The organism is uncultured Salinicola sp., from assembly GCF_937921195.1.
Taxonomy (GTDB): domain Bacteria; phylum Pseudomonadota; class Gammaproteobacteria; order Pseudomonadales; family Halomonadaceae; genus Salinicola.
Genome location: NZ_CALFQK010000148.1, coordinates 80,720 through 94,206, shown reverse-complemented (window position 1 = coordinate 94,206; position 13,487 = coordinate 80,720). Strand labels below are relative to the sequence as shown.

The 13,487-nt window shown below is 66.3% G+C and carries 11 protein-coding genes; 6 read left to right on the top strand and 5 right to left on the bottom strand.

Going from position 1 to position 13,487, the window contains the following annotated elements:
• The 3 genes from Q0602_RS16565 to guaD all read left to right on the top strand — a co-directional run.
• Positions 1 to 959: molybdopterin cofactor-binding domain-containing protein (locus tag Q0602_RS16565; protein ID WP_298845635.1), on the top strand; the 959-nt coding region annotated here is incomplete at its 5' end.
• Positions 956 to 1,912, top strand: coding sequence for a xanthine dehydrogenase accessory protein XdhC (gene xdhC, locus Q0602_RS16560; RefSeq protein WP_298845633.1), 957 nt, complete (start codon positions 956 to 958; stop codon positions 1,910 to 1,912). The genes Q0602_RS16565 and xdhC, both read left to right, overlap by 4 nt.
• Complete coding sequence (gene guaD / locus Q0602_RS16555) at positions 1,909 to 3,240, top strand: guanine deaminase (protein WP_298845631.1); 1,332 nt, start codon at positions 1,909 to 1,911, stop codon at positions 3,238 to 3,240. The genes xdhC and guaD overlap by 4 nt, the downstream gene beginning before the upstream one ends.
• A 12-nt stretch (positions 3,241 to 3,252) precedes the next feature.
• Here the strand turns inward: guaD and Q0602_RS16550 are convergent, their stop codons facing one another.
• A complete protein-coding gene (locus Q0602_RS16550) occupies positions 3,253 to 4,194 on the bottom strand; it encodes a hydroxymethylglutaryl-CoA lyase (RefSeq protein ID WP_295040732.1) in 942 nt (313 codons plus the stop codon).
• Entirely contained in the window at positions 4,194 to 5,411 is a 1,218-nt protein-coding gene (locus Q0602_RS16545) for a CaiB/BaiF CoA-transferase family protein (protein ID WP_298845643.1), read from the bottom strand. The genes Q0602_RS16550 and Q0602_RS16545 overlap by 1 nt, the downstream gene beginning before the upstream one ends.
• 183 nt (positions 5,412 to 5,594) lie before the next feature.
• On the opposite strand from Q0602_RS16545, the gene Q0602_RS16540 reads away from it, so the two are divergent.
• The 3 genes from Q0602_RS16540 (at position 5,595) to Q0602_RS16530 (ending at position 9,269) form a co-directional block, all read left to right on the top strand.
• Positions 5,595 to 6,512: a LysR family transcriptional regulator gene (locus tag Q0602_RS16540; RefSeq protein ID WP_298845630.1), complete on the top strand. Its 918-nt coding sequence runs from the start codon at positions 5,595 to 5,597 to the stop codon at positions 6,510 to 6,512.
• A 220-nt stretch (positions 6,513 to 6,732) separates the two neighbouring features.
• A complete protein-coding gene (locus Q0602_RS16535) occupies positions 6,733 to 7,719 on the top strand; it encodes a tripartite tricarboxylate transporter substrate binding protein (protein ID WP_298845628.1) in 987 nt (328 codons plus the stop codon).
• 164 nt (positions 7,720 to 7,883) lie between these two features.
• Positions 7,884 to 9,269, top strand: coding sequence for a mechanosensitive ion channel domain-containing protein (locus tag Q0602_RS16530; protein ID WP_298845626.1), 1,386 nt, complete (start codon positions 7,884 to 7,886; stop codon positions 9,267 to 9,269).
• Here the strand turns inward: Q0602_RS16530 and Q0602_RS16525 are convergent, their stop codons facing one another.
• The 3 genes from Q0602_RS16525 to Q0602_RS16515 form a co-directional block, all read right to left on the bottom strand.
• A complete protein-coding gene (locus tag Q0602_RS16525) occupies positions 9,270 to 10,676 on the bottom strand; it encodes a mannose-1-phosphate guanylyltransferase/mannose-6-phosphate isomerase (RefSeq protein ID WP_298845624.1) in 1,407 nt (468 codons plus the stop codon). It abuts the gene before it with no gap.
• A 49-nt stretch (positions 10,677 to 10,725) separates the two neighbouring features.
• Complete coding sequence (locus tag Q0602_RS16520) at positions 10,726 to 12,081, bottom strand: UDP-glucose/GDP-mannose dehydrogenase family protein (RefSeq protein WP_298845622.1); 1,356 nt, start codon at positions 12,079 to 12,081, stop codon at positions 10,726 to 10,728.
• A 91-nt stretch (positions 12,082 to 12,172) separates the two neighbouring features.
• Complete coding sequence (locus Q0602_RS16515; protein ID WP_298845620.1) at positions 12,173 to 13,486, bottom strand: O-antigen ligase family protein; 1,314 nt, start codon at positions 13,484 to 13,486, stop codon at positions 12,173 to 12,175.
• Between the last annotated feature and the right edge of the window lies 1 nt (position 13,487).

Genomic DNA, 13,487 nt, shown 5'->3' with positions numbered 1-13,487 from the left:
TCTACACCGACGGCAGCGTGATGATCAATCACGGCGGCACCGAGATGGGCCAGGGCCTGCATACCAAGATCTGCCAGGTGGTCGCCCGCGAGCTGGGGCTCGATTTCGACGCGGTGCGCATCAGCGCCACTCGCACCGACAAGGTCCCCAACACCTCGCCCACCGCGGCCTCCAGCGGTGCCGATCTCAACGGCATGGCCGCCCGCGACGCCGCCGCCCGGATCCGCCGGCGCCTGCTCGACTTCGCCGCCGAGCACTATCGCCTGGACCGCGAGGGGCTGCGTCTCGTCGACGGCGAACTGGTCTCCGGGGTTGGCGACGTGCACCACCGGGTGCCGTGGGGCGACCTCGTCCAGGCGGCCTATCTCGGTCGCATCTCGCTGTCGGCGACCGGGTTCTACGCCACGCCGCTGATCCACTACGATCGCGACACCGGACAGGGCCGACCGTTCTACTACTTCGCCTACGGCGCCTCGGTCAGCGAGGTCAGCGTCGACACCCTGAGCGGGGAGTACCGGGTCGAACGCGTCGATATCCTTCACGACGTCGGCGACTCGCTCAATCCGGCCATCGACCTGGGGCAGGTCGAGGGCGGCTTCATCCAGGGCATGGGCTGGCTGACCAGCGAAGAGCTGAAGTGGAACGACGACGGGCGTCTGCTGACGGATGGCCCCGCCACCTACAAGATCCCGACCTTCGGCGACCTGCCGCCGATCTTCAACGTCGAACTGCTCGAAGGCCACCCCAACTCCCAGGCCAGCATCTATCGCTCCAAGGCCGTGGGCGAACCGCCCTTCATGCTGGGTATCTCGGTGTGGTCGGCGCTGCGCGATGCACTGTCGAGCCTCACCGACTATCGGGTCAGCCCGCCGCTGGATACTCCCGCCACGCCGGAGCGGGTACTGATGGCGGCCGAGGCGCTGCGCGCCGGGCCTGCGAACGCCGGAGCGTCACGATGAGCGCCGACGGCTCTCCCGGAACCCGCGATCACCGCGAAAGCTGGCACGCCGCGCTGCACCGCCTGCAGGAGTGCGCCCTTCCCCACGTGCTTGCCAGCATCGTCGGCGCTGCCGGTTCGACCCCGCGGGAGCCCGGCGCCAAGCTGGTCGTCACCTCGACGGCGGTCATCGATACGCTGGGCGGCGGCCATTTCGAGCAGCAGGTGATCGAGAGCGCCCGACGGCATCTGGCGGCAACGCCCGTGGCGGCAGGTACCCATCTCGAGGCGTTTCCGCTGGGCGGTCGCTCCGGTCAGTGCTGCGGCGGGTTCGTGCATGTACTGATCGAGGTCTTCGCCGGCGCCGACAGCCACCTGACGCTGTTCGGTGCCGGCCATGTCGGCCGGGCGCTGGTCGAACTGCTCGCGCCGCTGCCCTGGCGCATCGACTGGTACGACAGCCGCGACGGGGCGTTCCCGCTCGGGGCCTCTCACGACCGCTATCCCGACCGCGTCCGGCCCCTGACGCTGGCGGCGGATGCCGAAGGCGTGGCACAGGCCGTGGCGGCCATCCCCCGTGACGCTCACGTGCTGGTGATGACCCACGACCACGCCCAGGATCGCGATCTGATCGCGGCACTGTTATCGCGAGCCCACTCGGGCGGCGAGGGATTGCGCTCCATCGGCATGATCGGCTCGTGCAGCAAATGGGCCAGTTTTCGCTCGCGCCTGGCCGCCGCCGGGCTCGATGACGCCGCGCTGGCACGGGTTCGCTGCCCCATCGGCCTGGTCTCCACCGCCAGCAAGCGCCCCTGCGAGATCGCGATCAGCGTGGCCGCCGAGCTGCTGGCCGATCGCCACGAGCCGCAAGACGCGCCGGATCGGCGGGGCGCGGCACCGGAACGACTTCGCCACGCCTTTTCCACCACCGATCCGATCGACAACGCCCACTCGACAGGTTCCGCCAGAGAATGACCATGCAAACTCACCACCGCCTGCTTCGCGGCCCGCTCTTCACCTGTCTCGACGATCCCGGCGAGGACGCCGTGCCGCTGGCCGGTGCCACCCGCTATCTCGAGGACGGGGCGATCTGGATCGTCGACGGCCACATCCACGCCGTCGAACCTTTCGACGCGCTCGCCGATCGGCTGCCCGTCGACATCGAGATCGTCGACTACCGCGACAAGCTGATGATGCCCGGCTTCATCGACAGCCACGTTCATTACGTCCAGCTCGACATCATGGCGTCCTATGGCCGCGAGCTGCTCGACTGGCTCAACGACTACACCTTCCCCGCCGAATGCCGGTTCGCCGATGCCGAATACGCCCGGGCCGGCGCCGAGCGGTTCCTCGACGAGATGCTGCGGGTCGGCACCACCACCGCGCAGGTGTTCTGCTCTTCGCATCCGATCTCGGTGGACAGCTTCTTCGCGGCGGCCCAGCGTCGCCAGTTGCGCATGATCGCCGGCAAGGTGCTGATGGACCGCCATGCGCCGGACGCCCTGACCGACGACACTCTGGGCGGCGTCCGCGACAGCGAGCGGCTGATCGCCGACTGGCATGGCCGCGATCGTCTCGACTACACCCTGACGCCGCGCTTCGCGCCGACCTCCACTCGCGAGCAGCTCGACGCCGTGGGCGGCGTGCTGCGCAACGCCCCCGATCTCTACCTGCAGACCCACCTGTCGGAAAATCGCGGCGAGATCGCCTGGGTGGCCGAGCTGTTTCCGGAAAGCCGTGACTATCTCGATGTCTACGAGCGCCATGGACTCGTCGGCCCGCGCAGCACCTTCGCCCACGGCATCCACCTCAACGGGGAGCAGCGCCGGAGACTGGCGCAGGGAGGCGCCAACATCGCCTTCTGCCCCACCTCGAACCTGTTCCTCGGCAGCGGATTGATGGATCGCCTGGCCTGCCGGGAGGCGGGGTTGATGACATCGCTGGCCAGCGATGTCGGCGGCGGCACCTCGCTCTCCGGCCTCGGCACCCTGCAGGGCGCCTATCAGGTCGGCGCCCTGCTCGGCCAGGCCCTGACCGGTTGGCAGGGATTCTATCGGCTCACCCTGGGCAACGCCCGGGCGCTGCATCTGGACGACAGGATCGGCAGCCTGCAGCCGGGGTTCGAGGCGGATATCGCCGTTCTCGACCCCGAGTCCACCCCGTTGATGGCACGCCGCCTGTCCCAGGCCACGACCCTGGCGGAGCGCCTGTTCGCCATGATGATGCTGGGCGACGACCGCACGGTGGCAGCGACCTGGGCCAACGGCCGCCTGGTGCACCAGCGCGATGCCACGACGGCCTGATCCCGCCGGCGCTCAGCCGTTGGCCGTCTCCGGCAGCGGATAGCGGCGATCCGACGTGCCGGCCTTGACCACCTGGCCCGGCACGTCGTGGCCGATCATCGCCGGCAGCAGCTCGGCGGCGGCGATCAGCCGGTCGAGATCGACCCCTGTCCCCACCCCCATCTGCTCGAACATGTGGACCAGATCCTCGCTGCACACGTTGCCGCTGGCCCCCGGCGCGTAGGGACAGCCTCCCAGGCCGCCCAGCGCGGCATCGAACCGGGTGATCCCGCTCTGCCAAGCGACCAGGGCATTGGCCAGCCCCATGCCACGGGTGTCGTGGACGTGGAGCGTCACCGGCAGCCACGGCCAGCGGCTCAACGTCTCGCGGCTCAGGTCGGCGACCTGGCGTGGATTGGCCATCCCGGTGGTGTCGCACAGGGTGATCCCCTGGACGCCCAGCGCCAGCAGCTTCTCGGTGATCGACAGCACCCGCTTGAACGGCACCTCGCCTTCGAAGGGGCAGCCAAACGCCGTCGAGATCGAGGCGTTGACGAAGACGTCGCTTCCCCGGGTGATCTCCAGGATGTTGGCAAAGCGCTCCAGCGACTGTTCCGCGGTCATGCGGAGGTTGGCACGGCCGTGGCTGTCGCTGGCCGACAGCACCAGGTTGATCTCGTCGACCCCGCAGGCGAGGGCACGCTCGGCGCCCTTCTCGTTGGGGACCAGTACCACGTAGCCGACTCCCGCCACACGCTCGATGCCGCGCATGACCTCCTCGGCATCGCGCAGGTTGGGAATCGCCCTGGGCGAGGTAAACGAGGTCGCCTCGATCTTCGCCAGCCCGGTGCGGGAGAGCGCATCGATCAGCCGAATTTTCTCCTCGGTGGGAACGAACCGCGATTCGATCTGGAGACCGTCTCGCGGCGCCACGTCGTTGACGGTGACGCGGGACTGCATGGTCGTCGACCTCATCAGATCACTCCTCGTTCGCGCATCTTCGCCTGGGTATCGCGGTCGATCCCCAGCTCGTCGAGTACCGTCTGGGTATGCTGGCCCAGCGCCGGGCCGCCGCCTTCGATTCGTCCCGGCGTGCGGCTCAGCTTGGGCAGCACGCCGGGCACCTTGAGCGATTCGCCATCGCCCAGCCGGATGGTCTCGATCATCTCCCGGGCCAGGTAGTGCGGATCGGCGACGATATCCTTGGCGGTATAGGGGTAGCCCACCGGCACGTGAGCGCTCTCCAGCACGTCGAGCACGTAGTCACGCCGGTGGCGGCGGGTCCAGTCGGCGATGGCGCCATCGATCAGCTCGGCGTGCCGGCTGCGGCCGTCGTTGTGGGCGAAACGCGGATCGTCGGCGAGATCCTGGCGGCCGATCGCCGCCATCAGGCGCTTGAAGATACTGTCGCCGTTGCCGGCGATCAGCACGTACTCCTCACCCTCCCCATCGCCCGACGCGCAGGGATAGGCATTGGAGGGCGTGATGCCCGGCAAGGCGCTGCCGCTGGGTTCGCGAATCACCCCGGCATTGTCGTATTCAGGGATCAGGCTCTCCATCATCGCGAATACCGATTCGTAGAGCGCAACGTCGATGTACTGCCCCTGGCCGCTGCGATGACGCTCCTGCAGTGCCAGCAAGGCGCCGATCACGCCGTACAGCGCCGACAGCGAATCGCCGATGCTGATCCCCACGCGCACCGAGGGCTGATCGGGATGACCCGAAAGGTAGCGCAACCCGCCCATCGCCTCGCCGATGACGCCGAATCCCGGTCGATCGCGATAAGGGCCGGTCTGCCCGTAGCCGGAGATACGCACCATGATCAGGCCGGGGTTGCGTTCGCTCAGCGCCTCCCAGCCCAGCCCCCACTTCTCCAGCGTGCCGGGGCGAAAGTTCTCGATCACGATATCCGCCTCGTCGATGAGCCGGCGCACGATCTCCTGTCCCTCCTCCGAGCGCAGATCCAGCGCCAGCGATCGCTTGTTGCGGGTCTGCACATGCCACCACAACGAGGTGTCGTCCTTCAGCACCCGCCACTTGCGCAGCGGGTCGCCCGTTCCCGGCGGCTCGATCTTGATCACGTCCGCACCGAACTCGCCGAGCAGCTTGCTGGCGAAGGGCCCGGCGATCAACTGGCCCAACTCCACCACCTTGAGTCCCGCTAGCGCCTGCGCGCCGTCGCTGGCCGCCATATCGCTCTCCTTCGTGACGTTCGGCAGCGCCTCTCTCGAATCGCTGCCGGCATGGTCGTTCATCGATAGCGGCAGCGTGACCCAGCCTCGGGGCCGCCACAATTAGGCGATCGTCAAGCTAGGCTTCGTCCATCGCGAACGATAGAGTGGCCGGGTCTTCGTCGCCACACAGATGCCGCCACCATGAAGCGAATCGACTTCACCACGCTCAAGCTGTTCGTCGCCATCGCCGACCTGCGGAGCCTGACCCGCGCCGCCGAGCGCGAGCACCTGGCGCTGGCGGCCGTCAGCAAGCGCATCAGCGATCTCGAGGCGCAGCTCTCGACCACGCTGCTCTATCGACGCCCGCGCGGCGTCGAGCTGACACCCGCCGGGCACGCGCTCCTCCATCACGCCCGCCACATGCTGGATAGCCTCGACCATCTCAACGCCGACCTCAGCGAATACAGCGTGGGGATCCGGGGTCACGTGCGCCTGCACGCCAACACCTCCGCGGTCATCGAGTTCCTGCCCGACGACCTGAGCGACTTCACCTGGCGCTACCCGCAGATCCGCATCGACATGCAGGAGCGCCTAAGTCACGAGATCATCACGGCCGTTCGCGACGGCCTCACCGACATCGGCATCTTCTCCGCGCACATTCCCGCCGAGGGCCTTGCGATCCAGCCCTACCGCCGGGACCGGCTGGTGCTGGTCACCGCGCGGGACCATCCGCTGGCGAGCCGACAACGGCTGGCTTTCGCCGAGACCCTGGATCACGACTTCATCGGACTGGAACAGGACTCGTCGCTCCACGCCCTGCTGCACCAGGATTCCCAGAGGCTGTCACGGCCACTGCGGATGCGCATCCAGGTGCGCAGCTTCGAGGGTATCTGCCGCATGATCGACCGCGGGATGGGGATCGGCATCCTGCCCGCCCGGGCCGTCGCCGCCTATCGGGAGAGCCTCTCCCTGGCGACGGTCCCGCTGGTCGACGAGTGGGCGGAGCGCGAACTGGTCATCGGTGTCCGTAACCTGGAGGCGCTGCCGCTGATCGCCCGCCAGATGGTCGACCACCTGGTCGGCGCGGAGACCCGGGAGCGCGAAGCCGCGGCGACCTGAGCCGCGGCGATCATTGCGACCAAGGTGTAAACCCTTCGAAAAGCGCGAAGCCTCGCTTGCCCAGAAACCAATTTTTCCCCTCTCCGCCGCTCGCTACAGTCCTCTAGCGTCTGCTGTCGCCCCTGCCCGCCCGTTGGCGGAGGACGGCAGCGGGACGGGACTCATCCCTGCCGATCGATCACCAGACGACGATCGATAACAAGACCAAGAGGAACGCGCCATGATCAAACCTCACCTCGGGACGCTCATCCTGGGCGGCCTGCTCTGGAGTGCCGCCAGCGCCACCCAGGCGTTCGAACAGACGGGAAAGGTGGATTGCATCGCTCCCGCCAATCCCGGTGGCGGCTGGGATTTCACCTGCCGCTCCGTGGGTCGGGTGCTCGGCGACCTGGAACTGGTGGACGGCAACGTCCAGACCACCAACATGCCAGGAGCCAGTGGCGGTGTCGGCTTCTCTCACGTGGTTCAGAAACGTGCCGGCCAGGAGAACCTGATCGTCGCCGCCAGCACCGTGACCACCACCGGCCTGGCTCGCGGCCAGTTTCCCGGGATGGACGCCAGCATGGTCAACTGGATCGGGACGCTGGGCGCGGACTACGGGGTCATCGCCGTCGCCGCCGACTCGCCGTATCAGTCGCTCTCCGACGTCATGCAGGCGCTGAAGGAGAACCCCCGGGCACTGACCTTCACCGGCGGCACCGCCACCGGCGGCTGGGACCATCTCAAGCTGCTGATGGCGGCCGATGCCGCGGGCGTCGACGAGCTGGCGCGCATTCCCTATCTCGGTTACAACGGCGGCGGCGAGGCGGTGACACAGACCCTGGGCGGCCACGTCGATGCCTTCACAGGCGACATTTCGGAAGTGATCAGCTTCATCGAGTCCGGCGACCTGCGCCCCCTGGCGATCCTCTCCGAGGAGCGCCTGCCCGGCAAGCTGCACGAGTGGCCGACGGCGCGCGAGCAGGGAATCGACACCATCGCCCCCAACTGGCGCGGCTTCTACATGCCGGCGGAGGTTTCCGACGACGCCTACGACTGGTGGGTCGACACCATCGATACGCTATACGCCAGCGACGAGTGGAAGAGCGTAATGACGCAGAACGGCCTGATGCCGTTCGAAATGCATGGCGAAGCCTTCACGGCCTTCGTCAACGACCAGATCGCCCAGATCAGCGATATCTCGCGCCAGATCGGTCTGTCCCGGTAACCCGCCTGGCAGCCGGCGCTCGCTCGAACCATCGAGCGAGCGCCGTTCATCGTATCGCCGGCCTGCCGACGGGCCCAAGCGAATAAACACTCATTATCCGACGAAAGTTGTAGTCAGGGCGCCTAAGCTGAAGGGAGTCGACAATAGCAACAACAGGCTCCCCCATGAAGGCATCGGTCATCAATACGACGGTGGCGGCGTGGCTCGATGCGCTGCCGTTCTGGCTCACGGCAGCGATCATCATCGCTGTCACCATCGCGGCGCATGCGCTGCTCAAGTACGTGCACTTCCGGCTGAAACGAATCGGCGATGGCCGCAACTCCCTGCTCGGCACCACCGCCAAGGCCGTCCACCCGCCGCTGGTGGGCGTGCTCTGGGTCTATGGGCTCTTTGGCGCGGCCCACTTTCTGATCCCGAATGCCGTCGAGGGCCACGCGCTGATCATGACGGTCGCGCACTTCTGTGCCGCGCTGCTCGGCGTCTGGCTGTTGATTCGTCTGTGCCGGCGGCTGGTCGCCACCATGGATCGCTGGGGCGATTCGCGCACCTCGATACTGGAACGCTTTCTGGTGCCGTTCATGGCGCGCTGTCTGGCCGCACTGATCCCGATCTTCGTGCTGTTTTCGCTGTTCCCGGTCTTCATCACCTCGGCCAGCCTCGATGCGGCGCTGCACGACCTGACCAGCCTGATACTGATCGGCAGCATCGCCGGGGTGCTGATTCACGGCGTGAATATCAGCGAGCGCGCGCTGAGTGAGCGCTACAAGTTCGACGACGAAGATGCCATCGCGCGCAAGGTTCATACCCAGATCACGGTCCTGCGCAAGCTGATCAATTTCGTGATCATCATCCTGGCGCTCGCCTCAATGCTGATGGTGTTCGACAAGGTTCGTCAGTTGGGTGCCAGCATTCTGGCCTCGGCGGGGATACTGGGCGTGGTGCTGGGCTTTTCGGCGCAGAAAGTGCTGGGCAACCTGATCGCCGGGATCCAGATCGCGCTGACGCAGCCGATCCAGTTGAATGACTCCGTCATCGTCGAGGGCGAGTGGGGCTGGGTAGAAGAGTTGACGCTTACCTACGCGGTGGTCAGAACTTGGGACTGGCGCCGGGTCGTATTGCCGATCACCTATTTCGTCGACCACCCCTTCGAGAACTGGACCCGCCGCGACAAGGATCTGATCGGCGTCGTCATTCTCTACGTCGACTACCACCTGCCGATGGAGCCGCTGCGGGCCGAGTGTCAGCGAATCGCCGAGGCCTCGCCATTCTGGACCGGACGAGTCTGCAAGGTCCAGATGTTGGAGATGACCGAGCGCAACAAGCAGCTGCGTGTACTGATCAGCAGCAGCGGCGGACCCAACACGTTCGATCTGCGCTGCGAAATCCGGGAAGGCCTGATCGACTTCATCTGCGACAACTACCCCGAGTACCTGCCGACCCTGCGTCTGGATGTCCCCCAGCGCGATGGCGGCAACAAGCCGTCGGACCCGGCGACAACGAGAACCGCGGGGGCCGACGACCAAGGCAGCAGAGCCGGCCCGGCCCAGTGATCACTCCCGGCGATAGACGTCGTCGAAGCGCTCGATGTCATCCTCGCCGAGGTAGCTGCCGCTCTGGACTTCGATCAGCTCCAGTTCGATCTTGCCCGGATTCTCGAGACGATGGACCACGCCCAGCGGGATGTAGGTCGACTGATTCTCCTCCAGCAGGAAGGTCTCCTCGCCCCGCGTCACCCGTGCCGTACCGCGCACCACGATCCAGTGCTCGGCGCGATGGAAATGCTTCTGGAGCGACAGCCGGCCGCCCGGCCGCACGCTGATCTGCTTGACCTGGTATCGCTCCGCGGCGTGCACGCCGTCGTAACTGCCCCACGGCCGGTGGACGCGACGGTGCTGATCCCATTCGGTGCGATTCTGGCGCTTGAGCGTCTCGGCAATGCGCTTGACCGCCTGCGAGGCGTCGCGATGCGCCACCATCACGGCATCCGGTGTCTCGACGATCATCAGGTCGCTCACGCCGATCGCCGCCACCAGGCGGCTCTCGCTGTGGATCAGGCTCCCGCTCACGCCGTCGACGATCACATCCCCGCGCAGCGCGTTGTCGTCCTCGTCCCGGTCGGAGATTTCCCATAGCGACTGCCAGGAGCCGACGTCCGACCAGCCGGCATCCAGCGCGACCACACTGGCGTCCGGGGCGTCCTCAATCACGGCATAATCGATCGACTCGGCCTCGCAGGCACTGAAGGCCTCCGCTCCCACCCTGAGGAAATCGAGATCGACCTGGCGCGCCTCCCAGGCCGATTTCACGGCCGCGAGCATGGCCGGCCGCTGCCGCTCCAGGGCCTGCAGGTAGCGGTCCGCCCGCATCAGGAACATGCCGCTGTTCCAGAGGTAGCGGCCGCTGTCGAGATAGGACTGCGCGGTCTCCGCATCCGGTTTCTCGACGAAGCGCCGGATCGGCACCGCGCTATCGGCGCTCGGGGTCTCCGCGGCTTCGATATAGCCGTAGCCGATCTCCGCCCGCGTCGGCGACACGCCGAACGTCACCAGCCGGCCCTGCTCCGCCGCCGCCCGCGCCGGCGCTATCGCCTCGATCAGCGCCTTCGGGTCGGCCACCGCGTGATCGGCCGGCAACACCAGCATCAGCGCATTCTCGTCGCGGTCAAAGGCCTGCAACGCCGCCAGGGCAATCGCCGGTGCGGTGTTGCGCAGCGCCGGCTCGAGCAGGATATCGCCGGTCACGCCCGCCTCGCGCAGCTGCTCGGCCACCAGGAAGCGATGGGCATCCTGGCAGACGACGATCGGCGCCGCGGGCGATAGTGTATCGAACCGCGCCAGCGTTTCCACCAGCATGCTGCGACGCCCGGTGATGGGTAGAAACTGTTTGGGGTGACTCGCGCGGGACATCGGCCACAGACGCGTGCCGGCACCGCCGGCCAATACCACGGGTATGAGCATCCTTGCCTCTCCTTCGCGCTCGGTTGTCGGGCTGGGCATGGTCGGGCGCTCAGTGCGCCGGACGGCCGCTGATGCGTAGCGAGTCGCCGCGGCCCACCGCAAAATAGAGCAGGCCGGCGGCGCGAACCTGATCGGGTTCGAACAGGTTGCGTCCATCCACGATGACCGGTGTCCGCAGCGTGCGGTGCAGATGGGCGAAATCCACCGTCCGGAAGGATTTCCACTCGGTGCAGATCACCAGCGCATCCGCCCCTTGCAGCGCTTCGTCGCGCCCCCCGACCAGCGTCAGGTCGTCGCGCTCGCCGTAGATGCGTCGACACTCCTCCATGGCTTCCGGGTCGTACGCCCGAACCCTGGCGCCAGCGGCCCAGAGCGCTTCCATCAGGTGGCGGCTCGGGGCTTCGCGCATGTCGTCGGTATTGGGTTTGAACGCCAGCCCCCAGACCGCCACCGTCTTGCCGTCCAGCTGGCCATCGAACGCCTGGCCGAGCTTCTCGAACAGGGTCGACTTCTGGCGGTCGTTGACCGCCTCGACGGCATTGAGCAACTGCGGATCGTATCCGATCTGGCTGGCGGTCCGCGCCAGCGCCTGGACGTCCTTCGGAAAGCAGGAGCCGCCATAACCGCAACCGGGATAGATGAAGTGATAGCCGATTCGCGGATCGCTCCCGATGCCCCGGCGAACCTGCTCGATATCCGCCCCCAACCGCTCGGCGAGATTCGCGATCTCGTTCATGAAGCTGATCTTGGTCGCCAACATCGCGTTGGCGGCATACTTGGTCAGTTCCGCGCTGCGCACGTCCATGAACATCAGTTTCTCGACGCGCCGGTTGTAGGGTGCGTAGCACTCGCGCATCAGCCTTTTGACCCGCTCCGAGTCGGTACCCACGACGATACGGGCACCGTGGGTGAAATCCTCGATGGCGGCCCCTTCCTTCAGAAACTCCGGATTCGAACAGACATCGAATTCGAGGGACACGCCGCGCTCGCCCAGGGTCCCGGCGATGGCCTCGTGAACCCGATCCGCGGTACCGACAGGCACCGTGGACTTGTCGACCACGACCTTGTACTCCTCCATGTGCTGGCCGATGGTCTTGGCCACCGCCAGCACGTACTGCAGATCGGCGCTGCCGTCCTCGTCCGGCGGCGTGCCCACGGCGATGAACTGCAGCGTGCCGAACGCCACCGCTTCCGCGGCATCGGTGGTGAACAGCAGCCGCTGCTGGCCGACGTTCTCGGTGACCAGCGTCTCCAGCCCGGGCTCGTAGATCGGAATCTCGCCCTGCTTGAGCCGGGCGACCTTCTGTTCATCGATATCCATGCACATGACTTCATGGCCCGCATCGGCCAGACAGGCCCCGGTGACCAAGCCGACATATCCGGTACCGAAAATCGTGATTCGCATTGCTATCCCTTCAACCATCGGATGAAAAAAGCGCGAGCCGCGACATCGCGATCCCGTGTGCGGGTCGCGGTCGCCGCCTGGCGATTGTGGTCTATGGTAATCGGTTTTCGACGGCGCGGCGCGGGTCGCCGGGTGAACGCCAGTAAAGCGTGACCAGCCCCGCCACGATCAGATTGTGGACATAGATGCCGGTCCAGAACGAGAGGTAGGACTCGAACTGGTTGACGATCAGCCAATAGCAGAAGAACGCCACCGCGAACAGCGCCACGTCGTTGGGCATGTCGCCCCGGGACCAGGCTCTCCAGGTGATGGTTCCGACCCATGCCATCAGGCCGATCACGCAGGCGAGCCCCAGGACGCCGTAGTTGACCAGCGTCTCCAGCAGGAAGTTGTGCAGATGTCCGAAGTGGGTTTTCACATACTCCGGCAACCAGGGCGTGTGCTCGATCACCAGCTCGCGCCCGTTGCTGCCCCACCCGATCCAGGGTCTCTCGCCGATCCATTGGGTGGCCGCGACCCAGGAGTGGATGCGGATGCCGATGCTGGTATAGGGCAACGTATCCAGCCGTCCCGACAGCAACTGCGCAATGATCTGATCTTCGGATAGCGCCCGGTCGGCCAGCACACGACCGAACAGCACCGTCACGATCACGGCTGCCAGAAGCAGACCGGCGCCTATCCCCACGGTCTTCCGGTTGAGCAGGCGGACCCGATAGCGTCTTTTGGCGTAAGCGCCGACCGCGAGCAAGGCGACGATCGCGGAGACGAACAGCGCCAACCAGACGGCCCGGGTCTGGCCGAACAGAATACCCACCAGCACCATCAGCATCATGCCGAACCAGACGCAGGCGCGGCCCCGGCGAAACCCGCCGGACCAGCAGAAGCGTCGGGCAAAAATACAGAGCCCGAGCAGCGCGACGCCGAACAGCATCGAGGCGTGCTGGTTATTCTGGATCCCAAACCCGACGCGCTCTCCCTGCAAGCCGATGAGCCAGGACTCGCGCCCCTCGGGGAGCACGACCGTTGTCAGCAGGAAGGCCACCAGGGCGAGACCCCAGACCCAGAACATATGGCGCAGGCTCCCTCTCAACCACCAGGCGATGGCAATGAAGATGAACAGCTTCGCCAGCCTCTCCGTATCGGGATTGGGCCTGGCCCACTGCGGATGATCGCCGATGGCGAGCCACCAGCTGACGATCTGGACCAGGCAGACCGCCACCAGCAGGATCAGTGCCACGCTTTTCCGCCGCCAACCGCCGTAGATCAGTAACGAAGCCAGCCCCAGAAAGGCCATGTAGGGTTCGATGACATCCTTCAACGAATGCGCAGCGATCCCGAAGGCGGCATAGACCAGTACCAATAAAAATCCCAACCACCAGATACCCCTAGGGCAGTACCAACCCATC

Coding starts and splice junctions, on each gene's coding strand:
- xdhC (WP_298845633.1), top strand. CDS start 956: ATGAGCGCCGACGGCTCTCCCGGAACCCGCGATCACCGCGAAAGCTGG.
- guaD (WP_298845631.1), top strand. CDS start 1,909: ATGACCATGCAAACTCACCACCGCCTGCTTCGCGGCCCGCTCTTCACC.
- Q0602_RS16550 (WP_295040732.1), bottom strand. CDS start 4,194: ATGAGGTCGACGACCATGCAGTCCCGCGTCACCGTCAACGACGTGGCG.
- Q0602_RS16545 (WP_298845643.1), bottom strand. CDS start 5,411: ATGGCGGCCAGCGACGGCGCGCAGGCGCTAGCGGGACTCAAGGTGGTG.
- Q0602_RS16540 (WP_298845630.1), top strand. CDS start 5,595: ATGAAGCGAATCGACTTCACCACGCTCAAGCTGTTCGTCGCCATCGCC.
- Q0602_RS16535 (WP_298845628.1), top strand. CDS start 6,733: ATGATCAAACCTCACCTCGGGACGCTCATCCTGGGCGGCCTGCTCTGG.
- Q0602_RS16530 (WP_298845626.1), top strand. CDS start 7,884: ATGAAGGCATCGGTCATCAATACGACGGTGGCGGCGTGGCTCGATGCG.
- Q0602_RS16525 (WP_298845624.1), bottom strand. CDS start 10,676: ATGCTCATACCCGTGGTATTGGCCGGCGGTGCCGGCACGCGTCTGTGG.
- Q0602_RS16520 (WP_298845622.1), bottom strand. CDS start 12,081: ATGCGAATCACGATTTTCGGTACCGGATATGTCGGCTTGGTCACCGGG.
- Q0602_RS16515 (WP_298845620.1), bottom strand. CDS start 13,486: ATGGGTTGGTACTGCCCTAGGGGTATCTGGTGGTTGGGATTTTTATTG.